20 protein-coding genes are annotated in these 23,726 nt (G+C 73.4%); 12 read left to right on the plus strand and 8 right to left on the minus strand.

Going from position 1 to position 23,726, the window contains the following annotated elements; genetic code table 11:
• Nucleotides 1–196: 196 nt before the first annotated feature.
• Nucleotides 197–1,630, minus strand: a complete 1,434-nt coding sequence (locus EF879_RS13965) for a UDP-glucose/GDP-mannose dehydrogenase family protein (protein ID WP_123558661.1) — start codon at nt 1,628–1,630, stop codon at nt 197–199.
• 523 nt (nt 1,631–2,153) lie between these two features.
• Between EF879_RS13965 and EF879_RS13970 the strand changes: the two genes are divergently transcribed.
• From EF879_RS13970 to EF879_RS13980, 3 genes are all read left to right on the plus strand, one after another.
• Nucleotides 2,154–2,687, plus strand: coding sequence for a SigE family RNA polymerase sigma factor (locus EF879_RS13970; protein ID WP_123558663.1), 534 nt, complete (start codon nt 2,154–2,156; stop codon nt 2,685–2,687).
• On the plus strand, nt 2,684–4,108 hold the full coding sequence (locus EF879_RS13975) for a hypothetical protein (protein ID WP_148086438.1): 1,425 nt from the start codon (nt 2,684–2,686) through the stop codon (nt 4,106–4,108). The genes EF879_RS13970 and EF879_RS13975 overlap by 4 nt, the downstream gene beginning before the upstream one ends.
• Before the next feature lie 125 nt (nt 4,109–4,233).
• Nucleotides 4,234–5,403, plus strand: coding sequence for an acyl-CoA dehydrogenase family protein (locus EF879_RS13980; RefSeq protein WP_123558668.1), 1,170 nt, complete (start codon nt 4,234–4,236; stop codon nt 5,401–5,403).
• 117 nt (nt 5,404–5,520) lie between these two features.
• Here EF879_RS13980 and EF879_RS13985 read toward each other — a convergent pair whose 3' ends face one another.
• Together EF879_RS13985 and EF879_RS13990 are read right to left on the minus strand one after the other, a co-directional pair.
• A complete protein-coding gene (locus tag EF879_RS13985; protein ID WP_123558670.1) occupies nt 5,521–6,426 on the minus strand; it encodes a hypothetical protein in 906 nt (301 codons plus the stop codon).
• A 107-nt stretch (nt 6,427–6,533) separates the two neighbouring features.
• Nucleotides 6,534–7,211, minus strand: a complete 678-nt coding sequence (locus tag EF879_RS13990) for a hypothetical protein (RefSeq protein ID WP_123558672.1) — start codon at nt 7,209–7,211, stop codon at nt 6,534–6,536.
• Between the two features lie 240 nt (nt 7,212–7,451).
• Here EF879_RS13990 and EF879_RS13995 point away from each other — a divergent pair, with 240 nt between their 5' ends.
• Nucleotides 7,452–7,991, plus strand: coding sequence for an acyl-CoA thioesterase (locus tag EF879_RS13995; RefSeq protein ID WP_123558674.1), 540 nt, complete (start codon nt 7,452–7,454; stop codon nt 7,989–7,991).
• 173 nt (nt 7,992–8,164) lie between these two features.
• A complete protein-coding gene (locus EF879_RS14000) occupies nt 8,165–10,177 on the plus strand; it encodes an acetoacetate--CoA ligase (RefSeq protein ID WP_123558676.1) in 2,013 nt (670 codons plus the stop codon).
• On the opposite strand, the gene EF879_RS14005 is transcribed toward EF879_RS14000, so the two are convergent.
• A complete protein-coding gene (locus tag EF879_RS14005) occupies nt 10,178–10,870 on the minus strand; it encodes a TIGR03089 family protein (RefSeq protein ID WP_123558678.1) in 693 nt (230 codons plus the stop codon).
• A 239-nt stretch (nt 10,871–11,109) separates the two neighbouring features.
• Between EF879_RS14005 and EF879_RS14010 the strand changes: the two genes are divergently transcribed.
• Nucleotides 11,110–12,255 (plus strand): glycosyltransferase family 1 protein, encoded by a 1,146-nt coding sequence (locus tag EF879_RS14010; protein ID WP_123558679.1) that lies wholly within the window; start codon nt 11,110–11,112, stop codon nt 12,253–12,255.
• A 124-nt stretch (nt 12,256–12,379) separates the two neighbouring features.
• The gene (locus tag EF879_RS14015) at nt 12,380–13,480 is read left to right on the plus strand and encodes a mannose-1-phosphate guanylyltransferase (protein WP_123559199.1); all 1,101 of its coding nucleotides are present in this window, start codon (nt 12,380–12,382) and stop codon (nt 13,478–13,480) included.
• On the opposite strand, the gene EF879_RS28125 is transcribed toward EF879_RS14015, so the two are convergent.
• Complete coding sequence (locus tag EF879_RS28125) at nt 13,449–14,015, minus strand: NUDIX hydrolase (protein WP_233604453.1); 567 nt, start codon at nt 14,013–14,015, stop codon at nt 13,449–13,451. The two genes, EF879_RS14015 and EF879_RS28125, sit on opposite strands and share 32 nt — an antisense overlap.
• A gap of 366 nt (nt 14,016–14,381) precedes the next feature.
• On the opposite strand from EF879_RS28125, the gene EF879_RS14025 reads away from it, so the two are divergent.
• Nucleotides 14,382–15,419, plus strand: coding sequence for a helix-turn-helix transcriptional regulator (locus tag EF879_RS14025; protein ID WP_233604454.1), 1,038 nt, complete (start codon nt 14,382–14,384; stop codon nt 15,417–15,419).
• Nucleotides 15,420–15,615: 196 nt separating this feature from the next.
• Here the strand turns inward: EF879_RS14025 and EF879_RS14030 are convergent, their stop codons facing one another.
• Nucleotides 15,616–16,794, minus strand: coding sequence for a coenzyme F420-0:L-glutamate ligase (locus EF879_RS14030; RefSeq protein ID WP_123558683.1), 1,179 nt, complete (start codon nt 16,792–16,794; stop codon nt 15,616–15,618).
• 1 nt (nt 16,795) lies between these two features.
• Nucleotides 16,796–17,770, minus strand: a complete 975-nt coding sequence (gene cofD, locus EF879_RS14035) for a 2-phospho-L-lactate transferase (RefSeq protein WP_199736414.1) — start codon at nt 17,768–17,770, stop codon at nt 16,796–16,798.
• Nucleotides 17,771–17,876: 106 nt separating this feature from the next.
• Here cofD and EF879_RS14040 point away from each other — a divergent pair, with 106 nt between their 5' ends.
• The 3 genes from EF879_RS14040 (at nt 17,877) to EF879_RS14050 (ending at nt 22,201) form a co-directional block, all read left to right on the plus strand.
• A complete protein-coding gene (locus EF879_RS14040; RefSeq protein ID WP_123558687.1) occupies nt 17,877–18,827 on the plus strand; it encodes a hypothetical protein in 951 nt (316 codons plus the stop codon).
• A gap of 109 nt (nt 18,828–18,936) precedes the next feature.
• Nucleotides 18,937–21,597 (plus strand): bifunctional FO biosynthesis protein CofGH, encoded by a 2,661-nt coding sequence (locus EF879_RS14045; RefSeq protein WP_123558689.1) that lies wholly within the window; start codon nt 18,937–18,939, stop codon nt 21,595–21,597.
• Nucleotides 21,598–21,943: 346 nt separating this feature from the next.
• Complete coding sequence (locus EF879_RS14050; RefSeq protein WP_101367926.1) at nt 21,944–22,201, plus strand: WhiB family transcriptional regulator; 258 nt, start codon at nt 21,944–21,946, stop codon at nt 22,199–22,201.
• Nucleotides 22,202–22,395: 194 nt separating this feature from the next.
• Here EF879_RS14050 and EF879_RS14055 read toward each other — a convergent pair whose 3' ends face one another.
• Entirely contained in the window at nt 22,396–22,845 is a 450-nt protein-coding gene (locus EF879_RS14055) for a metallopeptidase family protein (RefSeq protein WP_123559203.1), read from the minus strand.
• 286 nt (nt 22,846–23,131) lie between these two features.
• Here EF879_RS14055 and EF879_RS14065 point away from each other — a divergent pair, with 286 nt between their 5' ends.
• A complete protein-coding gene (locus tag EF879_RS14065) occupies nt 23,132–23,503 on the plus strand; it encodes a DUF3499 domain-containing protein (protein ID WP_123558693.1) in 372 nt (123 codons plus the stop codon).
• The last annotated feature ends 223 nt before the right edge of the window (nt 23,504–23,726 follow it).

A 23,726-nucleotide genomic window follows, 5' to 3' on the forward strand; every position in this document is an offset into this window, starting at 1 on the left:
GAGGCCGCGTCCCGGGCTCTCTAGGAAGCATGCCCAAGCCGGGCAGGCGTTGAACAGCCCCCGATCGCGTGCCTGTCCGGCTGAGGGAATCCTAAGTGGCCGGCCGTGGACGACACGGTGTCCACGGCCGGAGAGTCGGCGCCGAATTTATGGTCGTCGTCGGAACGAGCCTCGTCCGAGGACGAGTGGTGCGGGTTCAGGCGGGGGGTCGGCCCATGCCCCGGTACTGCCAGCCGGCCTGCGTCCACAGTGCCGGATCGAGACAGTTGCGGCCGTCGACGATGCGGCGGCCGGCGACCAGCTCGCCCAGGGCGACCGGGTCGGCGTTGCGGAAGTCCGCCCACTCGGTGAGGACGCAGACCAGGTCGGCGTCGCGGACGGCGTCGACCATGCTCGGTTCGTACGTCAGCTCGGGCCGCTCCCGCCGGGCGTTCTCCATCCCCTGCGGGTCGTAGACGTGGACGTCGGCGCCGGCCTTGTGCAGGGCGGCGGCGACGGCGAGGGAGGGGGCGTCCCGGACGTCGTCGGAGTTGGGCTTGAAGGTGGCGCCGAGCACCGCGATCCGGGTGCCGGAGAGGTCGGGGCCGGCCGGGCCGTACCGACGGCCGAGCAGCTCGGCGGCGAGCTGGAGTACCCGGGTGCGGCGGCGCAGGTTGATCAGGTCGACCTCGTGCAGGAACCGCAGCGCCTCGCCGGCGCCGAGTTCCTGGGCGCGGGCCTGGAACGCCCGGATGTCCTTGGGTAGGCAGCCACCGCCAAAGCCGATGCCGGCCTGGAGGAAGCGGTTGCCGATCCGGGGGTCGTAGCCGATCGCCCGGGCGAGCTGGGTGACGTCGGCACCGGCCACCTCACAGACCTCGGCCATCGCGTTGATGAAAGAGATCTTGGTGGCGAGGAAGGCGTTCGCGGCGACCTTGACCAGCTCGGCGGTGGCGAAGTCGGTCACCACCAGCGGCACCTCGCGGTCCTCGGTGGCGGCCAGGTCGAAGACGCCCTTGTGCGCGGCGTAGAGCATGCCGTTGGCCCACTCGCTCTTGACCCCGACCACGATCCGGTTGGGTCGGAGCACGTCCTCGACGGCGAACCCCTCCTGGAGGAACTCCGGGCTCCAGGCGACCTCGACCCCGAGGTCGGGGGCGGCGTGCTTGCCGACCAGCTGCTCGATCCACTCGGCCGTGCCGACCGGCACCGTGGACTTGCCGACGATCAGGGCCTTGCGGGTGAGGTGCTGGGAGAGCCCGGTCACCGCGGCCTCGACGTACGACAGGTCGGCGCCCATCCCGTCGGCCCGCTGCGGCGTGCCAACACAGATGAAGTGGACGTCGCCGAACTCCGCCGTCTCGGCGATGTCGGTGCTGAACCGGAGGCGACCGACCGCCAGGTTGCGTTTGAGCAGTTCGTCCAGGCCGGGCTCGTGGAACGGAACCTCACCGCCGGCCAGCTTGGCGATCTTCTCGGCGTCGATGTCGAAGCCGATCACCTCGTAGCCCAGTTCCGCGAAACAGATGGCGTACGTCGCGCCGAGGTAACCGGTGCCGAGGAAGGTCAGTCGCGGGCGGGAGGCGCCGGAGGGCGGGGTCACCGCGGGGATGGCCGGTATGGGCTGGGTGCTCGGGTACGGAATCGTCACGCCTGTTTCTCCGCTCGCGCTCAGCGGCGCTACGTTGCGTCGCGGTCGGGAGTTCGACGCCACCGGGACAGCGCCGATGTCGGACATTGTGGGCCTTGTACACCTCTTTGTCGCGCCTGCCTCGTCGGCGAGTCGGCCGCCGGCGCGCGAGCGACGACAAGCGCTGAGCCTACGCGGCGTCCGCCTGCTGGTACACGTACGGTCGGCATCTTCACAGCGGGCACCGTGCCGGGTGCGCGGCGTCCGGTGTGCCCCACGAGCTGGTGTCGCCTTCACCGGATCGCCCCGCCGACCAAGGCCCAGAATGCCGGAAATATAGGTTTATGGGTTTTCTGCCACCTTCACCCCCGGCCCTGAGCAGCTCCGTTGCACGTCGTCGGCTGACGGTTCCGGGGTTCTCCCTGATCACCTCTCCGAAACCCCCGAACCCGAAGACCCCGAGAAAACCACTCAACCCCACCGGCCGCGAGCGCGTCTACCCCGCGTCCGATCGACGACGTGAGGCGGGCGAGATGGAGGTGGCGTGGGATCACGCGAGGAGGCCGAACAGTTCCAGCTGTTCGTCCGGCAACAGTGGGGGCCGTTGCTCCGGACGGCGTACCTGCTGACCGGCGACCGGACAACGGCCGAGGATTTGGTGCAGTCGGCGCTGGAGAAGACCCATCGGCGGTGGGATCGGATCCTGCGGCGGGACGCACCCGAGATCTACGTACGTCGGGTGATGATCAACACCGCCACCTCCTGGTGGCGGCGACGCCGACCGCTCGAGGTGCCGCTGCTCGCCTCGGACGTCGCGGCGGCGCCGGACCCGTACGCCCAGGTGGAGCAGCGGCAGCAGCTCGTCGCGGCGCTGCGGCAGCTGCCGCCCCGGACCCAGGCGGTCCTCGTGCTGCGGTACCTGGAAGACCGGAGCGAGGCGGAGGCCGCCCGCATCCTCGGGTGCTCGATCGGCTCCGTGAAGAGCCAGGCGTCGCGGGGCCTGGCCCGGCTGCGCGCCCAGTTCGTCGCGGAGGCCAGCTATTCACCAGCCCTACGGCTCAAGGGGGAACCGGCATGACACAGGACGCTGTCGAGTCGACGTTGAAAGGCACCCTCTGCCAGGTGGCGGACGCGGTGGGCGTACCCGAGGATCCGTGGCCGGGCTTCGTCCGGGCCGAGAGCCGGCATCGGCGGACCCGGCGAATCCGGACCGCCGTCGCCGCCGGTGTGGTGGCGGCGCTCGTCGGGGTCCAGACCAACGTCGTCCCGCTGCCGGGCTGGGCGCCCGGGGTCGCGGTCGCCTCGCCGGCCCTGGCGTGGGCCGACGCCCCGCCCAGAGGCTCGCTCGTCCATGACCGGGTCTGGCTGGACGGCCTACGGGAGTGGATCGGCAGCGGCGAGCTCAGGGAGGAATGGGAAACGTCGAGGGGCCTCTGGAAGGTCGGCGACTCGAAGCGGATCCGGGTGCTCTACGCCGACGAGGTGCCGGGGCACCGGGTGGTGCTGGCTGTCGTCCCATATCGGCTCGGGCTGCTCACCCAGTGGATCCTGAGCTGGTACGTCGGCCCGGCCGGTGCCACACCCGACCAGATGCACCCCGCCAGGGCCGAGAAACTCGGTGAATCGGTGACGGCGCTGCAGCACGGAACGTGGCAGGAGGGCGGGTTCGCGGTGGTGGTCGGGCCGGCCGACGCCACCGTGACGATCAGCGGCGACCACCGCTACACCCCGGCCGGCCGGCTGGAGTACCGGCAACTCGCCACGTCGGGTGACGCCGGGGTCGGGGTGGCGGCGCTGCCCCCCGGGCGCGTTCCGCCGTCGGTCGTCGCCGAGGTCCGGCGGGGCGACGAGGTGCTCTATCAGGGCGAGGTGTTCGGTAGCTGGTCCGGGCCGGCCCCGCAGCCCGAGCTGGTGGAGGAGATCGAGGCGCTGCTGCCCGCCGCGGTTCGGGACAGCCGGGGACCAGCCGTGGACCCGGCGGTCCTGGCGGGCTTCGTCCGCGTGGCGCTCGAGAACAGCCTGCTGCCGGCGGCCGGGACCACGGTGCGGGTGCGCTGGACCGGCACGGTGAACGATCAGCCCGCCGCGCTGATCACCGTGCAGCCGACCGGTGGCGGAGTCATCGCGTACGCCATGCACGGCACCGCACACCTCAGCCGGATGGACCTGCGCCTCCTGGTGCCGGCCGAGGGTGCCGACCGGCGACCCTTCGGGTGGCGACTGCGTGCCGAGGGCGGCGACGACCGGACCGACCAGGTGGTGGTGGTGACCCCGCCCGGCACGGCCACCGCGTCGGTGACGATCGGTGCCGGGCCCGAGGTCCCGGTGGCGCTGGACCCGTCGGGCGCGGGCCGGACGACGGTGCCGACGGACCAGCCCGCGACGGTGACGGCGTACGCCGCCGACGGGTCGGTGGTGGGGCGTACCCCGATCCCGCTCTTCGAGGACAACATCTCAAGCCCTCCCGGTGCCAACCCCGAGAGCCGCGTCGTGGAGTGACGACGCGGGGTGGCGGGCCGTCCGAGGACGAGGGCGGTCCGCCACCCCGGGCCGGTTCTGTCTTCCCGGGTTTGGTTACCGACGGGTATGGTTCGGGTGAGCCGGCAACGACGGGGAGGGTCGCGATGAGCAGTGGCTCGGTCTTCGACGCGTACCAGGTGTCCGAGGAGCACGAGGCGATCCGGGCGGCCGTCCGGGAGGTCTGCGACGCGAAGGTCGCGCCGTACGCGGCCGAGGCGGACGAGACCGGCGAGTTCCCGAAGCAGTCGTACGAGGCGCTGCGGGCCGCCGACTTCCACGCCCCGCACATCCCCGAGGAGTACGGCGGTGCCGGCGCCGACGCCCTCGCCACCGCGATCGTGATCGAGGAGGTCGCCCGGGTCTGTGCCGCCTCCAGCCTCATCCCGGCGGTGAACAAGCTCGGCACCATGCCACTGCTGCTCGCCGGCTCCGCGGAGCTGAAGCAGCGCTACCTGCCCCCGGTGGCCCGCGGCGAGGCGATGTTCTCCTACTGCCTCTCCGAACCCGAGGCGGGCAGCGACGCGGCCTCGATGACCACGCGGGCCCGGCGGGACGGGGACCACTACGTGCTGAACGGCGTCAAGCGCTGGATCACCAACGCCGGCGTCTCCGAGTACTACACGGTCTTCGCGGTGACCGATCCGGAGGCGCGGACCCGCGGCATCTCCGCCTTCGTGGTCGAGAAGTCCGATCCGGGGGTCAGCTTCGGGGCGCCGGAGAAGAAGCTCGGGATCAAGGGCTCCCCGACCCGCGAGGTCTACCTCGACGACGTCCGGATCCCGGCGGACCGGGTGATCGGCGCCCCCGGCACCGGCTTCGCGACCGCGATGCGGACCCTGGACCACACCCGGGTCACCATCGCCGCGCAGGCGGTCGGCATCGCCCAGGGCGCGCTCGACTACGCCATCGGGTACGTCAAGGAGCGCCGACAGTTCGGCCGGCCGGTCGCCGACTTCCAGGGCGTCCAGTTCATGCTCGCCGAGATGGGGATGAAGCTGGAGGCGGCCCGCCAGCTGACGTACGCGGCGGCCGGGCGGTCGGAGCGCGGCGACGCCGACCTGACCTACTTCGGGGCGGCGGCGAAGTGCTTCGCCTCCGACGTCGCCATGCAGATCACCACCGACGCGGTCCAACTGCTCGGCGGGTACGGCTACACCCGGGACTACCCGGTCGAGCGGATGATGCGGGACGCCAAGATCACCCAGATCTACGAGGGCACCAACCAGGTGCAGCGGATCGTGATGGCCCGCCAGCTCCTCAGGGACGGCAGGTGAGCTGACCCGGTCGGCGCGTCGCGCGACGCGACGCACACCGGGTCGCGGCCATTCCGGCCGAACCGGTGCTCCGAAGCCAGACGTGGCGCGACGCCCGCGCCCGACGCCTCGCGACGCTCAGCGGTCGCCGAGCCGCCGGGTCGCCTCCTCCGTGCCGTCGTCGGGCCGTCCCGCGAACGAGGTCGTCTCGTCGGCGTAAGAGGTGACCGTGGGCGCCGCCCCGGTCGAATTCTCGGCGGTCGCCTGCCGTGGCGCGGGCGGGGCGAAGGCCGGCGGCAGCGGCGCCGGGATCGGCGGTGTGCTGCCGGGCGCGGACGTCGGCTGCCCCGGCAGGCCGGCGGGCGTACCGGCAGGCGTGGGGTACGGAGTGGCGGCCGGGGCGTTCGGCGTCGGTGTGGCCGGGCCGTAGGCGGCGGGACCGAAGTTCGGCGGCGCGGTGGGGCTGTGGCTCGGCGTGGCGGCGGGACCGAAGTTCGGCGGGTAGGCCGGCGTGCCCCCGGTGCCGTACTGTCCCGGCGCGGAGGGCTGGCCGCCGGGCGGGAACGGGGTGCCCGCCCCGCCGGCGGAACCGGGGGCCGGGAAGGACGGATAGCCGGGCCGACCCGCCGCGGATCCGGTCCCGGCCGGCCGAGGACTCCGCCAGCGGTGCGGGTTGAGCAGGGTGGCCAGCATCGTGATCGCCAGCAGCACGGACGTCTCGCCGAGCGGCGCGGTGAGCGCGAACTCGGTGCCGAGGAAGGAACGCGGCAGGAGGTCGACCAGCGACCCGAAGCCCAGCACGGCCCACGCCGTCACCGCCAGGTAGCCCAGCCCGACGATCGCCGGGCCGACCGGGGAGATCCGCGGGACCAGGAGCGCGGCGGCCAGCAGACCCGCCACGGCGAGCAGGACGAAGCCGAGGGCGCTCTGGCCGAACGCCTCCCGGGCGATTCCCTTGTTGAGACGCACCACCCCGATCCCGGTCAGGATCCACAGCAGCGGCGCGATGATCAGCCCCAGGAGCAGCGATCCAAGGTGACGCACGTCCAACCTCCTCAGCCGGTCGCCTCCTGGCACCGTAACCGCAAACGGCAAGACGGGCATCGTTGTCCGGGTCCGGGGCGGGTCGCCGGACGACCCGCCCGGGATCCTCAGCCTGCCGTTTCCTCGCCGGCCGCGTCGTCCCGTTTGGTGCTGCTACGGGGCGGCCCGGACCACGGCGAACCGGTTTTTCCGACCTCCCGACGCGGCAGCGGCGGCAGCGGCTCCGTGTCCGGCTCGGGATAGCCCAGCGACGGCGGCTTGGTGTCGTGGTCGACCGGGGCGGTCAGCGCGGACCAGTCGGTCAGGGTCGGCTCCTCGGTGTCGGAGGACGCGGCCGGGGCCGGCGCCGCGGCGGCCGGGCGGGGCCAACGGCGCCACCGCTGCCCGCTGAAGGTCGCCATCAGCAGCATCACGCCGATGAGGAACGTCGTGCCGTTGTCCAGGATCCGCAGCAGCGGCAGTGGGTCGCCGAACACCTTCCAGTCGGTCGGCACCACGTCCCGTACGTCGAACGGCTCGACGAAGAGCCCGACGTACGGGCCGGCGAGCAGCAGACCGGCGACCAGTGGGCCGAGCGGGGAGACCCGCAGGGTCCCCAGCAGACCGAGCACGATGCCCGCGGCCGCGAGGTAGACGGCCCCCTGGATCAGGTTGGCCGTGTTGTACGTGCCGAGTTCCACCCATCGGGCGACGGTGCTGGCTGATCCGTCCTGACCGAGCGCGACCAGGACACAGGTGAGCGGCGCCGCCACCAGCCCGGCGAGGAAGCTCCAGAGATGTCGCATCCGCGCACCGTACCGCCTCGCCCGGCACCGGTCAGCCGGTGGAGTACGGCTTCGGGCGAACCTTGCGGGCAGTTACCACCGTGGATCGCTGGGTGATCACGAACGGGACGGCGTCTCCGCCGGTCGCGCCGCTCGCCCTGGTGCTGCCGGCCGGCGGCGCCGCCGGTTCCGGGTGCGGGGGGAGTGTTCGACGCCACGCGGAACGGCGAGGTCGGCGGGTCTCGCCGTACCGTTGCCGCTATGACCAAGCCCTCCGTCCCGCCGCTGGTTGGCAGGCCGACCTCGTACTCGCGGGTGACGTTGAGCCGGATCATGACGGCGGTCGACGTCAACCTCTACGGCACGGTCCACGGCGGTGTGCTGATGAAGTTCGTCGACGACGTGGCCGGGGCGGCGGCGGCCCGGCACTCCGGCGGCACGGCGGTGACCGCGGCGATCGACGAGATCGTCTTCGCCGAGCCGGTCCGGGTGGGCGACCTGGTGCACGCGCACGCCCAGGTCAACTGGACCGGCCAGACCTCGATGGAGGTGGGGGTCCGGGTGGTCGCCGAGCGCTGGGACAGCGCCGACGAGGCGCCGGTCGAGGTGGCCACGGCGTACCTGGTCTTCGTCGGCGTGGACGCGGCCGGCAGGCCGCGCCCGGTTCCCCCGGTGCTGCCGGAGACGTCGGAGGACAAGCGGCGCTTCCGGGAGGCCGAGATCCGCCGGGAGCACCGGCTGGCCCGACGCCGGGCGATCCAGGCCCACCGCGGCGCCGGGGAGTCCCCGGTGGCCGGCTGACCGGGTGCCGGCCGGAGGGGCGGTGAAGGTGCCACCAGCCCTCGGCGCCACCGGGCGACCGTGGGTCCGGCCACGCGTCCCGCACCCCTGGTACGCGAAATGACGGCTCGGGTACGGCAGGATGGCGGTGAACCCAGCACACCGGCGTGCTGGCCGAGGGGAGGAGCTTCGGCATGGGTGGTGAGGTGCTCTGGACGCCGCCGGCCGACGTGCGTGACCGGTCCCGGATCGGCTCCTACCTGCGGTGGCTGCGGGACCACCGCGGGCTCGACGTCGCCGACTACGCCGCGCTGTGGCAGTGGTCGGTGACCGACCTCGACGCCTTCTGGCGGTCGATCTGGGACTTCTTCGAGGTCCGGGCGTACGCCGAGCCGAGCGTGGCGCTGGCCGACCCCCGGATGCCCGGAGCCCGCTGGTTTCCCGGGGCGACCCTGAACTACGCCGAGCACGTGCTGCGGATGCCCGGGGTCGGTGACGACCAGCCGATGGTGATCGCGTACAGCCAGACCCGGGAGCCGGTCACCCTGACCGCCGCCGACCTGCGCGACCAGGTACGCCGGGTCCGTGCCGGCCTGGTCCGGCTCGGCGTCGGCACCGGGGACCGGGTCGCGGCGTACGCGCCGAACATCCCCGAGACGCTGGTGCTGATGCTCGCCACCGTCAGCCTCGGCGCCATCTTCTCCTCCTGCGCACCCGAGTTCGGCACCCGTAGCGTTCTCGACCGGTGGCGACAGATCGAACCGTCGGTGCTGGTCGCCGTCGACGGCTACCGGTACGGGGACAAGACGATCGACCGCCGGGCCGAGGTGGCGGAGCTGGGGGCGGCGCTGCCGTCGGTCCGGCACACCGTGATGCTGCCCTATCTGGAGCCGGACGCCACGCCACCGGCCGGGGCGCTGGGCTGGGCGGAGCTGGCCGCCGAAGCCGCCGAACCGCTGACCTTCACACCGGTGCCCTTCGACCACCCGCTCTACGTGCTCTACTCCTCGGGCACCACCGGCCTGCCGAAGCCGATCGTGCACGGGCACGGCGGCATCCTGCTCGAACACCTCAAGATGCTCGCCCTGCACCACGACCTCGGCCCCGGCGACCGGTTCTTCTGGTTCACCACCACCGGCTGGATGATGTGGAACTACCTGGCCTCCGGGCCGGCCGTCGGGGCGGCGATCGTGCTCTTCGACGGCAACCCGGCCGTCCGGGCCGAACCGGGCCGGCCGGCCGAGCCGGACCTCGGCACCCTGTGGCGGCTGGCGGCCGAGACCGGCACGACGTACTTCGGCACCTCGGCGCCGTTCCTGCTGGCCTGCCGGAAGGCCGGGCTGCGCCCGGCGGAGCGGTACGACCTCTCCGCGCTGCGCGGGGTCGGCTCGACCGGTGCGCCGCTGCCGGCCGAGGGCTTCCGCTGGGTGTACGACGCGGTCGGCCGCGACCTGCGTCTGGACTCGCTCTCCGGCGGCACCGACGTCTGCACCGGTTTCGTCGGCGGGGTGCCGCTGCTGCCCGTGGTGGCGGGCGAGATCACCTGCCGCTGCCTCGGTGCCCGGGTGGAGGCGCGCTCGGCAGACGGCGCTCCACTCGTCGACCAGCTTGGCGAGCTGGTCCTCGCCGCGCCGATGCCGAGCATGCCGGCGGGGTTCTGGAACGACCCGGATGGGCGCCGCTACCGGGAGGCGTACTTCGACGTCTTTCCGGGGGTGTGGCGGCACGGCGACTGGATCACGATCTCCGAGCGGGGAAGCTGCGTGATCACCGGCCGGTCGGACGCCACCCTGAACCGGGGCGGGGTGCGGCTCGGCACGGCCGAGTTCTACTCGGTGGTGGAGGGGCTGCCGGAGGTGGTCGACTCCCTCGTCGTCCACCTCGAGGACAGCGAGGGCGGCGCCGGGGAGCTGCTGCTCTTCGTGGTCCTCGCCGAAGGGCTGGAGCTGGACGAGGCGCTGCGGTCGAAGATCGTGCGCGCGCTGCGGACCGCGCTGTCGCCCCGGCACGTACCGGACGAGATCCACCAGGTCGGTGCGGTGCCCCGGACCCTGTCGGCGAAGAAGCTGGAGGTGCCGGTGAAGAAGATTCTCGCCGGGGCGCCGGTGGAGTCGGCCGCCGCGACCGGGGCGTTGGCGAACCCGGAGTCGCTGGCCGCCTTCGCCCGCCTCGCCCGGCAGCGGCGCCAGCCCGAGCCGGCGGCGTGATCACGCCAGCTCGACGGTCACCTTCTCGGTCGTGACCCGGGCGGGGCGCTTCGCCGGGTCGAGGTGGCCGCAGAGCACCACGCTGGCCCCGGCGGCCAGCGGGGCGAGCAGCCAGTCGACCGGGTCGGGGTGCCGGGCCGCGTCGACCAGTACCCGGTCGCCCGCGCCGATCCCCAGCTCCGCCGCGCGTCGGGCCGCCCGGCCAACCAGCTCCGCGTCCTGCGGTCCGCCCGCCGGGTCCGGCGTGAAGTGGTCGCCGTGGCCGCGTACCTCGACCACGTAGTCGGCGTACCCGGCCGGGACGTCGCGCAGCGGCGCGGCGAGCGGGGCGAGCGCGAGGGCGTACCGCTCGCCGGCCGGCCAGGCCGCGGCCTCGCCGATCCGGTCGGCGGCGGCGAAGAGCACCTCCACCGGCCCGGCCGTCCCGGTGCGCACCTCGGCCCCGGCCGACCAGCAGCCGAGCAGGACGGCGGCGGTCTGCCAGTGCGGCGGGAGCAGGACGCCGACCGGATCGCCCGGGGCCAGACCGGCCGCGTCGACCAAGAGGTTGGCGGTCTTGGCGACCCAGTTCGCCAGGGTCGCCCCGGAGAGTTCGGCACGGTCGCCGCTCGCGTCGTCGTACCAGGTCAGCAGCGGCCGGGTCGGGTCGGTCGCGACCGCGGCGGCGAAGAGCTGGGCAAGGTTGTCGGCCATCGCCCGCGACGATACCGATCGGGGCGGCGCCGCGACGGCGGGGTGGGCCCGGCGCGCAGGGGGTGTCTCGGCCTCCGGGGCGACCCTCGGTCACTTCGAACGTCACCCTCGGTCATCGATGATCACAGTCATCGGAAAGACAGTTGCCGGACGGGTCGCCGTCGTCGCGCCGCGCCTGGCGCGGCGTAGGCTTGGAGCGAGTGTTTTTCCCCACAACGTGTCAACCGAGGAGTCGCCAAGTGACCGCCGGTCGTCCGCCCCGCGTGCTCATTGACGCCACCAGCGTCCCCGCAGACAGGGGCGGCGTGGGTAGATACGTTGACGGCCTGCTCGGCGCCCTGGGTAAGGCGATCGGGTCGAGCCTGGAGCTGGCCGTGGTTGCGCTGCGTACCGACGTCGAGCGGTACTCTCGCATGTTGCCGGGCGCCGAGGTGATCGCGGCGCCGGCGGCCGTGGCGCACCGGCCGGCCCGGCTCGCCTGGGAGCAGACGGGGCTGCCGCTGCTCGCCCAGCAGATCGGTGCGCACGTGCTCCACTCGCCGTTCTACACCTGTCCGCTTCGGGCGGGTTGTCCGGTGACGGTGACGGTGCACGATGCCACGTTCTTCACCGAGCCCGAACACTACGACAAGTCGCGTCGCACCTTTTTCCGCAGTGCGATCAAGACCTCGCTGCGCCGGGCCGACCGGGTGATCGTGCCGAGCAAGGCGACCCGGGACGAGCTGATCCGGCTGCTCGACGCCGACCCGACCCGCATCGACGTGGCGTACCACGGGGTCGACCCGGCGGCGTTCCACGCCCCCAGCGACGAGGAGAAGGCCCGGGTTCGGGCTCGGCTCGGCCTGGGCGGACACAGCTACGTGGCGTTTCTCGGCGCCAAGGAGCCGCGCAAGAACGTGCCGAACCTGATCCGGGGCTGGGCGCTGGCGGTCAAGGACCGCCCCGACCCGCCGGCCCTGGTGATCGCCGGTGGCCAGGGCCATGACGACGAGATCGACCGCGCGGTCGCCGACGTCCCGGCCCACCTGCGGCTCCTCCGGCCCGGCTACCTCCGCTACACCGACCTGCCCGGCTTCCTGGGCGGCGCACTGGTCGCCGCCTATCCGTCGTACGGCGAGGGCTTCGGCCTGCCGATCCTGGAGGCGATGGCCTGCGCCGCACCGGTCCTCACCACGCCCCGACTGTCGCTGCCCGAGGTCGGCGGCGACGCGGTCGCGTACACCAGTGAGGACCCGGAGCAGATCGCGGCGGATCTCGGCGCCCTGCTGGACGACGAGTCGCGTCGGCTCGCGCTGGCGAAGGCGGGCTTCGACCGAGCCAAGGAGTTCACCTGGGAGTCGAGCGCCGAGGTGCACCTGGCGGCCTGGAGCCGGGCCCGGGTCTGACCGCCCGCGTCCCGGGCGTTCGACCGACACGACCGGTACGGCCAATTACTGTTGGTAATTATCCAATGTCTTATAGTGATGAGACGAGAGGTGACCGGGCGCGCCCGTCCGGCATGATGTGCTGATGCTCTTTGCCGTAATCCCAGCCGGCGGCAGCGGGACCCGTCTGTGGCCGCTGTCCCGCGCCGGTCATCCCAAGTTCCTGCATCCGCTCACCGGCACCGAGTCCTCGCTGCTCCAGGCCACCGTGGCCCGGCTCGCCCCGCTGACCACACCGGACCGGACCCTGGTGGTGACCGGCGCCGCCCACGCGGCCGCCGTGGCCCGGCAGCTGACCAGCCTGCCCGAGGAGAACATCCTCGTCGAGCCCTCGCCTCGGGACTCCTGCGCGGCGATCGCCCTGGCCGCCGCCGTGATCGCCACCCGCGAACCGCAGGCCGTGATGGGCTCGTTCGCCGCCGACCACCTGATCCGGGACCCGCAGACCTGGGTCGGAACCGTCCGGGAGGCGGTTGCCGGTGCCGAGCAGGGCCTGCTGATGACGGTGGGGATCACTCCGACCCGCCCCGAGACCGGGTACGGCTACCTCCAGTGCGGCGAGCTGCTCGGCACGGGCCCGCTGCGCCGGGTCGAGGAGTTCAAGGAGAAGCCGCCGGCCGAGGTCGCGCAGGAGTACCTCCGATCCGGTCGGCACCTGTGGAACGCGAGCATGTTCGTCTGGCGGGTCGACGTCTTCCTCGCGGAACTGGCCCGGCAGCAGCCCACCCTGCACGCCGGGGTGACCACGATCGCGGACGCCTGGGACACCCCCGAACGGGAGAACGTCCTGGGCAGCGTCTGGCCGACCCTGCCCAGGATCTCCGTCGACTACGCGGTGATGGAGGGAGCGGCCGCCGCCGGTCGGGTCGCCACCGTGCCCGGCGACTTCGGCTGGAACGACGTCGGCGACTTCGACACCCTCGGTGACGTCCTCGCCCCCGACGGGGCGAGGAACGTCGTGCTCGGCGGCGGCCCGGCCGAGTCGAAGCCGGGTGTGCTGCTGCGGGACAGCACGGGACTGGTCGTGGTGCCCCACTCCGGCCGGCTCGTGGCCGCGCTCGGGGTGCGGGACCTGATCGTGGTGGACACTCCGGACGCACTTCTGGTCTGCCCCCGCGACCGCGCGCAGGACGTCAAGAAGCTCGTCGACGAGCTCAGGGAGCGGGGCGAAGAGCGCTACGTCTGAACGCGGCCAGCGCCGGAGCCACGAGCTGCTCGGTGGCGTCGAGCAGCTCCCCGGGCAGGCCGTCGGGCGGGAACCAGCCGAGCCGGATGGACTCGGCGCTGACCCGTTCGACCGCCCCGGGTGGGGCCACGGCGGCGAACCGTACGTCGTGGTGCAGGGAGCCGCCGTGGCAGGAGACCGAGTGGATGTCCAGGTCGATCGGGACCGGGTCGAGCCACAACCCGTCGATCCCGGACTCCTCGGTCGCCTCGCGCAGCGCCGCCCCGGCCAGGGTGGGGTCGGTCGGTTCGCAGTGCCCGCCGAGCTGTGCCCAGCGGCGGAACTTCCCGTGCAGGCAGAGCAGCACCCGGCTCCCGGTCGCGTCCACCACGAGCGTGCTCGCGGTGATGTGTCCGGGGCGGTGTGCCCGGGTCATCGCGACCGGGCCGTCGGCGAGCAGTCGAAGGGTCCGGTCCCGCGCCTCGGCCGCCCGGGGCGTCGGGGGCTGCCAGGCGGTGAGCACGGCCACCGCGTCGGAGTGGAGGGCGTCCAGCACGGCGACCAGCCTAGGCGAGCCTCCGCAGCATGATCGGTGTGCCGCGCCCGCCGCGTACGGGCGGATCGGCGCGGCGGCCGACGGTGGGGCGGTGGCGCGGGCCGTCGGGCACAGCGACGGCCCGGACGGCGACCTCCGCGGATGAAGGGCCGCGGACCCTCGTGGCCACCGTCCGGGCGGCGCTTTCCTCCCCAGCCCCCGGCATGCCACCCGGGCCAGGTGCGGCGCGCAGACGCCGGTGACCCGGTATCGGCACAGTGAGCATGCCGACTCGGCGTACGGCCCGTCGAGGTCTTTCAGCTCAGGCTGAAAGACGCAGGTAGATGCGATCCGGGTAGAGTCGACTGGTTGCCGGGGACCGATCCGGTGACTCGGGAGTGCGCTGCCATGCTGCGGATCGTCTTCTCCAGCGAGGACATCGCCCGGACCCGCGTCGCCCCTGCCGCCGACCAGGTCTGGGAGCTGGTGCTCAGCCTGCATCTGCTGCAGGGCCGCAGCCGGGACCCGGTGATGGCGGGCTGGCGGCGGGACGTGGCCGGCGGGCTGCGCCGGGACAGTCAGCCCCACGAATTGCGGCTGCTCTTCGCGCTGAACCCGCCCCGCGGCTACTTTCCCGACTTCCTCACCCCCTACGACAGCCGGTACGGCCTCGCCGCCGGCCTGGACGCCATACGCGCCACCCCGATCGCGTCGTTGCGGCGGGACCTGTCCGTGCTCGCCGCGGAGAACCCGCTACCGCTGCCCAGCTCCGCCGCCGCGTTGGCCCGCGGCGACGTGGAGACGCTGCGGCAGCTCACCGACTCGATGCGGCTCTACCAGGAGACGGCGATCGCGCCGTACTGGGAGCGGATCCAGTCCGCGGTGGAGGCGGACCGGAACCGGCGGGCACGGGCACTGCTCGACGGCGGGGCGGAGGGGCTGCTGGCCAGCCTCCGGCCGGCGGCCCGGTGGAACTCCGGGGTCCTGGAGGTGCCGGACTATCCGGTCGAGCGCGAGCTCCACCTGGAGGGCCGGGGACTGCTGCTGGTTCCGTCGTTCTTCTGCGCCCAGATTCCGGTCACCCTGCTCGATCCGGAGCTGCCGCCGGTGCTGGTCTATCCCGTCGACCGGCTGGGTGGGCTGGTCCCGGCGCCCGGCGAGGTCGCCGGCCGCCGGCCGGCGACCCGGGGGAACGGGCGGGCGGCGCTGGCCGCGCTGCTCGGCCGAACCCGGGCCAGCGTGCTGGAAGCGGTCGCCGACGGCTGTTCCACCGGGGAGCTGGCCCGTCGGCTGCACATCTCCGCGGCCGCGGCGAGCCAGCACACCGCCGTACTGCGCAACGCCGGGCTGCTGGTCAGCCACCGGGACCGCAACACGGTGCTGCACACCCTGACCCCGCTCGGGCGGGCGATGCTCGACGCCTGAGCCGCCCCGGTCCCAGCGCCGGGCTTCCGGCCGAACCGGACGTGTCGACTACCGGCGCACGCGTCCCGGCGGCCCCGGGCACCACGCACGCGCCGTGGTGCCCGGGCGCGCCGGGTGATCAGTGGTGGCCGTATCCCGCCCCATCGGTCCGTAGGCCGTCGCCGTCGCGACGCCGGCCCGATCCGGTGCGCGGGCCTCAGACCGATGTCGTCGCCGCCTCGCCGGCGACAACCAGGAGGACCGCCCCGACGACGCCGTCGGGTGCCGGCCGAACGGTGGAACCGAGCCCCTCGGCGGCGAGTGCGGCGCGGAGCCGGTGCAGGTCGGCGCCGAACCTGATCAGCGCCGCCGGTTCCGGCTCGGCGTCCGGCGGCCGGCAGTCGAGCAGGGCCGCCCCGGCGGGCAGGTCGGTGTCGAGCTCGGCGCGTACCCGCTCGTCGGTGACCGGGGCGAAGCGGGTGCCGGGCGCGACGGCCCCGGCCACGGTGTCGATCGCCCGGGCCAGCGTCGTGGAGTCGACGGTCGCCGGCGTAGACCCGGACTCCGTCGGGCCCGGCGGAGTCCGGTCGAGGGTTCCGGGCACCGGCCAGGGGGGCGGCGGCGCCGATTCGCCGAGCGTGGCGGCGGCCCGCAAACCCTCCGCCCGGGCCTCGGCGGTACCCAGTGAGAAGAGGTCGTGCGCGGCGTCCCGGACTAGGGTCGGCACCACGCCGTCGCCGTCCGAGGGGTCCGGCGCGGTGAGGTAGCCCCGGATCACCGCGACCGGGACCTGGTCGCACTTGCCCTTCACCAGTTCGCCGGCCCCGGCCAGCTCGTCCACCACCGCCATCTGGGTGATGGCCAGCCGGTTGCCGTACGGGTCGACCTGGCCGCGATGGTCCCGCAGCGCCGGCATGCCGGCGACCCCGAGCGCCACGTCGGTGAGCCCGTTGCGCCACGGCCGGCCCATGGTGTCCGAGATGATCACCGCGACGTCGGCGCCGTGCCGCTCCCGCAGCGCGGCCCGTAGCGCTCGGGCAGAGGCGTCCGGGTCCTTCGGCAGCAGCACCAGCCGGGACCGGTCCACATTGGAGGCGTCGACCCCGGCCGAGGCCATCACGAAGCCGTGGTGGGTCTGCACGATCCGGGTCGAACCCCGCCGGGCGACCGGGCGGGCGGTCTCCGCGGCCAGGACCTCGGCCCGCGCCGCCTCCCGCTCCGGGCCGTCGACCGGTACGTCGACCAGCCGCCCCTCCGCCTTCGACACGATCTTGCTGGTCACCACCAGTACGTCGCCGTCGCGCAGCCATGGTGCGGCGGTGGCGATCAGCGCCGCCAGATCGTCGCCCTCGGTGACGTCCCCGATACCGAGGACCGGCAACACCTCGAGTTTCACCTCAGCTCCCCCGACTCTCCAAGGCCAGCTCGACCGCGCTGCGCACCATGGTCGCCGTCGCCGCCTCGTCGGTCATCCACAGCGGTACGGCGCGCACGGTCACCCCCGGCACCTCGGTCCCGGCATCGGCGGTGTCGACCAGCCAGCCGTCCAGCAGCCCGTCGGCGGAGCGGGCGCCGTACAGGCCGCCGACCCCGGCGGCGGTGCACGGCACCCCGAGGACGGCGAGGCAGCGGTCCGCCATGCCGCGGACCGGAGCGCCCCCGATGATCGGCGACACCCCGACCACCGAAGCCCGGTTGCCGGTCAGGGCATCCCGCAGCCCGGGTACGGCGAGGATCGGCGCGATGCTCACCACCGGGTTGCTCGGCGCGAGCAGGACGACGTCCGCGGCGGCGAGCGCGTCCCGCACCCCGGCGGCCGGCTTGGCGGCCTCGGCGCCGACGAAGACGAAGCGGTGGCTGGGGAGTGTGCCCCGGTGGCGTACCCACCACTCCTGGAAGTGGATCGCCCGGCGGGATTCCGGCGCGTCGGGGTCGCTCACCACGACGTGGGTTTCCAACCGGTCGTCGGTGGCGGGGAGCAGCCGTATCCCCGGCTGCCAGCGGGCGCAGAGCGCCTCGGTCACGGCGGAGAGGGGATAGCCGGCGTTGAGCATGGTGGTCCGGACCAGGTGGGTCGCCACGTCCCGGTCACCGAGCCCGAACCAGGTCGGCTCCGCGCCGTACGCCGCCAACTCCTCCTTGACCGTCCAGGTCTCGCCGGCCCGACCCCAGCCACGTTCCGGATCTGCGCCGCCGCCCAGTGTGTACATGACGCTGTCCAGGTCAGGGCAGATCTTCAGACCGTGCATGATCACGTCGTCGCCGACGTTGACCACCGCGGTCACCTCGGCGCCTGCCTCCCGGGCATACGCACGGACACCGGTGAGGAAGCGGGCTCCGCCGATTCCCCCGGTCAACACCACGATGCGCATGCCACACATCCTCGCCCATCCGCTCGTCGCAGGCGGCGGGCGGGTTGGCCGACTAGGCTCAGGCGTCGCGACTGTCCGTACCGTCTGAATCGTCTGAGGGAGAGCCGTGACCAACCAGCCCGGGCCCGCGCCGACCGGGGCACCACAGGCCAGTCAGATCGTTCAACCGTTCCGTGAGCTGATCGCGCTGGTGCTTCTCGGCGCGAACGCCCTCTTCCTGTTCAGCGCGCTTATCAACCTCTTCTTCGGGTGGCCCGGATCGCAGTTCGACGACCGGGCCCAGAGCTCGTTCTACGACTTCGCCGGCCTGGAAGCGACCCTGCTCCCGCTGCTCGCCGCCCTGCTCGTCACGCTGCTTCCGCCGGTGGCGCCCCGGGCCCGCCTGATCACCCAGGTGGCGCTCGGTGAGTACGCCGCCTCCGTGCTCTTCGGCTGGATCACGCTGCTCGCCGGCTTCTTCGGCCGGTTGGCCGAGGCGCAGTTCCAGGACGCGTTCACCTCGGTGCTGGAGCAGGCCGCCAGCATGGCGATCCTGGCGGTCGGGGCGCTCCTGGTCTACCAGTTGTGGCGGGTCCACTTCGCCGCGCCGAAGCCCGCGCCACAGCCGGGCGTCTACGGCAATCCGCAGCAGCCCTACGGACAGCACCCGCCGTACGGTCAGCCGGGCCAGCCGGGGCCGTACGGCCAGCCGGGCGGGGCGTTCCCGGGACAGCCGTACGTCCCCGGTCAGCCGCAGCCCGGCTACCCGGCCGCCGGCTATCCGCAGGGTCCGGGCGAGGCGGCCGGCTACGGGCAGCCGAGCTACGGCAACCCCGGGTTCGCCGCCCCGACCTCGGCGCCGCCGAGTCCCGTCGCGTCGTCGGGGGCGTCGCCGGCGTCCGGCGCACCGGGCGGTCCCGTCACCCCGGACGAGGAGCCCGGGCCCACCCGGGTGATCTCGCCACGGAGCGGCGGCTCGGAGACGGTCGAGCCGACCCAGCGGATCAACCCGGCGAGCCAGCAGCCGTCGGCGGGTTCGCCACCGCCGCCGTCCGGTCTGGAGGGTGGTCAGGGGTGAGGCCGGTGGCCTCGCGCGGTGCCGGATGTGACAGTTGACACGGCGGGTCTCCGGTCACAGTGGGTCCGTCGGGCGCAGGGCGGTGGGGCGTACGGCCTAGGCTGCACGAGTGGCAGATCGGAGTGACGTCGCGCCGACCACCGCCAGCCTGCGCCGGGCCCTGCGCCGGGCGGCGGAGGGGCGTGCCCTCGACCAGGACGAGGCGACCGTGTTGCTCGCCGCGCGCGGCGAGTTTCTCGACGAACTCCTGGCGATCGCCGGGCGGCTGCGGGACGCCGGGCTGGAGGACGCCGGCAGACCCGGGGTCGTCACCTTCTCCAAGAAGGTCTTCATCCCCCTCACCCGGCTGTGCCGGGACCGCTGCCACTACTGCACGTTCGCGACGGTGCCGCACCGGCTCCCCGCCGCCTTCCTCGAACGGGACGAGGTGCTGGCGATCGCCGCCGCGGGCGCGGCCCAGGGGTGCAAGGAGGCGCTCTTCACCCTCGGTGACCGACCCGAGGCGCGGTGGCCCCAGGCCCGGCGGTGGTTGACCGAGCGGGGGTACGACTCCACCCTCGACTACCTGCGGGCCTGCGCGATCGCCGTACTCGAGGAGACCGGCCTGCTGCCGCACCTCAACCCCGGGGTGCTCTCCTGGGCGGAGCTCCAGCGGCTCAAGCCGGTGGCGCCGAGCATGGGGATGATGCTGGAGACCACCGCCACCCGGCTCTGGTCGGAGCCGGGTGGCCCGCACTACGGGTCGCCGGACAAGGAACCGGCGGTCCGGCTGCGGGTTCTCGCCGACGCCGGTCGCGTCGGTGTCCCCTTCACCACCGGCATCCTGATCGGGATCGGCGAGACCCGCGCCGAGCGGGTCGACGCGCTCTTCGCGATCCGGCGCAGCGCCCGGGAGTACGGCCACATCCAGGAAGTCATCGTGCAGAACTTCCGGGCCAAGCCCGACACGGCGATGCGCGGCATGCCCGACGCCGAGCTGCACGACCTCGCCGCGACCGTGGCGGTGGCCCGGATCCTGCTCGGGCCGGCGGCCCGGATCCAGGCACCGCCGAACCTGATCGAGGGCGAGTACGATCTCCTGCTCCGCGCCGGCATCGACGACTGGGGCGGCGTGTCGCCGGTGACCCCGGACCACGTGAACCCGGAGCGCCCTTGGCCGCACCTGGACGAGCTGGCGGCCCGGACGGCCGCCGCCGGCTTCACGCTGCGCGAGCGCCTCACCATCTATCCCGAGTACGTCCGCCGGGGCGAGCCCTGGCTCGACCCCCGGTTGGCGGCGCACGTGGCCGCCCTGGCCGACCCGGCCACCGGACTCGCCCGGGCCGAGGCCCGCCCGGTCGGACGGCCGTGGCAGGAGCCGGACGACGTCTTCGTCCCGGGCGGTCGGATCGACCTGCACGCCAGCATCGACACCATCGGCCGGACCGGAGACCGACGCGGGGACTTCGACCACGTCTACGGCGACTGGGCCGAGGTTGGTGCCCGGGTGGCGTCGGCCCGGGAGTCGGTGGCGGGCCCCGCCGACCCGGCCACGGCACCGGCCGTCGCCTCCGGCTCGGCTCCCCACTCCGGCGCCGGCTCGGCTCCGGGCTCCGGCTCCGGGGCCGCGTCCGGCGCTGTCGCGATCCCGGGTTCGGCCGCCGGGTCCGGCTCCGGTCGGCTCGACAGCGACCTGCGCGCTGGGCTGCGGCTGGCGGTCGAGGACCCGGCCGCGCTGTTGGAGCCCCGGCACGAGGCGGCGGCGCTGGCCCTGTTCGCCGCCGACGGGGCGGCCCTGGACGAGCTGTGTCGGATCGCCGACGACGTCCGTCGCGCGGCGGTCGGCGACGACGTGACGTACGTCGTCAACCGCAACATCAACTTCTCCAACGTCTGCTACGTCGGGTGCCGGTTCTGCGCCTTCGCCCAGCGGGAGCGAGACGCCGACGCCTACCGGCTCTCGGTGGAGCAGGTCGCCGAGCGGGCGGCGGAGGCGTGGGCGGCCGGCGCGACCGAGGTCTGCATGCAGGGCGGCATCGATCCGAAGCTGCCGGTCACCGCGTACGCCGATCTGGTGCGGGCGGTCAAGGCCCGGGTGCCCGGTATGCACGTGCACGCGTACTCTCCGATGGAGATCGTCACCGGTGCGGCCAAGGCCGGCGTGTCGATCCGGGACTGGCTGACCGAGCTACGGGACGCCGGCCTGGACACCATCCCCGGGACCGCCGCCGAGATCCTCGACGACGAGGTGCGCTGGGTCCTGACCAAGGGCAAGCTGCCGGCCGCCACCTGGGTCGAGGTGGTCACCACCGCGCACGAGCTGGGGATTCGCTCCAGCTCCACGATGATGTACGGCCACGTCGACCATCCGCGACAGTGGCTGGCCCACTTCCGGGTCCTGGCCGGGATCCAGGACCGGACCGGTGGCTTCACCGAGTTCGTGGCGTTGCCGTTCGTCCACACCAACGCCCCGATCTACCTCGCCGGTATCGCCCGGCCCGGTCCCACCTGGCGGGAGAACCGTGTCGTGCACGCGATGGCCCGGCTGTTGCTGCACGGACGGATCGCCAACATCCAGTGCTCCTGGGTCAAGCTCGGCGACGCGGGCGCGGCCGAACTGCTCCGCGGCGGCTGCAACGACCTGGGCGGGACGCTGATGGAGGAGACCATCTCCCGGATGGCGGGCTCGGGCCACGGCTCGGCGCGGACGGTGGCCCAGCTGGAACGGATCGCGGCGGCGGCGGGCCGACCGGCCCGCCGGCGGACCACCGTGTACGAACGCGTCGGCTGAGCTGTCCGGTCGGAGGTTGCCAGCATGCCGGTCGATCGGTCGGCCAGGCGACACGCCGACGTCGCCACGCCGATTTCCGACCCAACTCGCCGGGCGCGCGTTACCCGCACCGGGTCTGAATCGATAGGCCCGGGTGCGAGACCGCGATGACTCGACAGTCGTCCGGGCACGCGGAGGGTGGCTCCACTTAGCAGGTTCGGCTTGACGACGCACGTATAACACGCGTGTAATTTCAGTGGGGTTGTCCGTACGGAGCGCACCAAATCGCTACCGGGCGGACAAACACGCCTTCCGCGTGGGGGGTTGCGCCGGCTGCCATGCCGGTGCGCGAGAAGGAGGCAACTGGATGGACGGCCGACTCGAGGTGGCCGACCTACTCGGCAACGCTCCGGAGTGGCAAGAGCGCGCGCTGTGCTCGCAGACCGACCCGGAGGCGTTCTTTCCCGAGAAGGGCGGTTCCACCCGCGAGGCGAAGCGAATCTGCTCCCGCTGCGAGGTCAAGGCCGAGTGCCTGGAGTACGCGCTCGGACACGACGAACGGTTCGGCATCTGGGGCGGACTGTCCGAACGCGAACGGCGCAAGCTGAAGCGTCGGGTCGCCTGAGCGGGCGACGACCCGGGCGGTTGGGGGCCGCCCGGGTCCGGCGCCGGCCCGGGCCCGCGAGGGGGCGCGGCCGGGCGGCGACCGCCGGAGCGCCGGGAGACCCGCGGGTGAGCGGCTGCGGGACATCGAGCCCGGCGCGACACCCACCACGGCCGGTCGTCACCCCGCCGCCGGACGAACCCGCCACGCGACGGTCAGGCCAGTTCGTCCGGATCGATGCCGAGCAGGTTAGCCACCTGCTCGATGATCACGTCGTGTACCAGGTCGGCGAGATCCTCGCGGTCGATGGCCCGGAACTCCAGGGGCCGGCGGTAGAGCACGATCCTCGGCGGCACCTCCTGCCGCCCGGGTCGGCCGGGCAGGAGCCGGGCGAGCGGAACCTCCCCGTCCTCCAGGACATCCGAGTCGTACACGTTCAGCTCCGGCGGGACGTCCTCGACCGCGAACTCGACGCCCGCCAGTTCCTTCGCGAACCGCCGTTCGAGGGTCTCCACCGTGTCCAGCACAAGATCGTCGAAGATCTCGGACTTGGTCCGGGCGAGCGGCACGGTGGCCGGGACCAGGCGCCCGCGCAGGCCGCGCCCGTGCCGATCACGGCGGGCCCGGCGCCCGTTGCCCGGGCGGCGGTTCTCCGGACTGGTCATCTGCACCCCGCTTCACTCGTGGCGGGCGTCCCGCCCACCCACGACAGGGTAGCCCCGGGTCGGACGGCGCCGACCGGCGGATTCGGCCGTGTCGGGAAGCGGCGCGCCGCAGTTCCGGCGCCCGGGGGGCGGGAGGCGTCGACCGGTCCGCCAACGCCGGGGCGGCGCCCCCGGCCGCAGGCCCGCGGGCCCCGCCACGCCGGCTTCCCGAACTGTGATCACACTTACCGGCGTGTCGCAGGCCCAAGAGCGGTCCCGGAGCCGGTATTGGAGATACCGTGCCGCCGTGAGGTCACCACGGCGTTGCTCCCGCAACGGCTGCCCCCGACAAGCCGTCGCCACGCTGACCTATGTCTATAACGAGTCGACCGCGGTGGTCGGTCCCCTCGCCGCCTTCGCCGAGCCGCACACGTACGACCTCTGCGAGCCGCACGCCCGGAACCTGACGGCTCCGCGGGGTTGGGAGGTGGTCCGGCACGAGGGCGAGTTCGAGCCCCCGCCCCCGACCACCGACGACCTCGTGGCGCTCGCCGAGGCGGTCCGCGAGGCGGCCCGCCCGGCGCCGCCCCGGCCACCGGAGAGCGCGGAGACCGACCCGCACGCCGGGCCCCAGACCGGCCGGCGTGGCCACCTTCGGGTCATCCCGCCGAGCTACTAGCGCTCCGGCTGCTCTCGTCGCGCCCGGGGCAGTGAGGGCTGCCCCGGCGCCTGCTGGGGTACGCCCCATTCGCCCCGATTCGCCGCGGTAGCCTCGTCGCGTCCCACCGCCCGGCCCGGCCGACCGGCGTCCCGGTGGCCGCCGTCACGCCGATACCCGTTCGGGGATCCCCCGGGGTACATGCCACTATCTCCACCTGATCGGATCTCCCGCGACGCCTCCG

The organism is Micromonospora sp. HM5-17, from assembly GCF_003762835.1.
Taxonomy (GTDB): Bacteria; Actinomycetota; Actinomycetes; order Mycobacteriales; family Micromonosporaceae; genus Plantactinospora.

Excerpts from the sequence above, each read along its gene's own strand:
- cofD (WP_199736414.1), bottom strand. The coding sequence starts at position 17,770 with ATGCGCATCGTGGTGTTGACCGGGGGAATCGGCGGAGCCCGCTTCCTC.
- EF879_RS14055 (WP_123559203.1), bottom strand. The coding sequence starts at position 22,845 with ATGACCAGTCCGGAGAACCGCCGCCCGGGCAACGGGCGCCGGGCCCGC.
- EF879_RS14015 (WP_123559199.1), top strand. The coding sequence starts at position 12,380 with ATGCTCTTTGCCGTAATCCCAGCCGGCGGCAGCGGGACCCGTCTGTGG.
- EF879_RS14005 (WP_123558678.1), bottom strand. The coding sequence starts at position 10,870 with ATGGCCGACAACCTTGCCCAGCTCTTCGCCGCCGCGGTCGCGACCGAC.
- EF879_RS14000 (WP_123558676.1), top strand. The coding sequence starts at position 8,165 with ATGGGTGGTGAGGTGCTCTGGACGCCGCCGGCCGACGTGCGTGACCGG.
- EF879_RS14050 (WP_101367926.1), top strand. The coding sequence starts at position 21,944 with ATGGACGGCCGACTCGAGGTGGCCGACCTACTCGGCAACGCTCCGGAG.
- EF879_RS13990 (WP_123558672.1), bottom strand. The coding sequence starts at position 7,211 with ATGCGACATCTCTGGAGCTTCCTCGCCGGGCTGGTGGCGGCGCCGCTC.
- EF879_RS13995 (WP_123558674.1), top strand. The coding sequence starts at position 7,452 with ATGACCAAGCCCTCCGTCCCGCCGCTGGTTGGCAGGCCGACCTCGTAC.
- EF879_RS13975 (WP_148086438.1), top strand. The coding sequence starts at position 2,684 with ATGACACAGGACGCTGTCGAGTCGACGTTGAAAGGCACCCTCTGCCAG.
- EF879_RS13980 (WP_123558668.1), top strand. The coding sequence starts at position 4,234 with ATGAGCAGTGGCTCGGTCTTCGACGCGTACCAGGTGTCCGAGGAGCAC.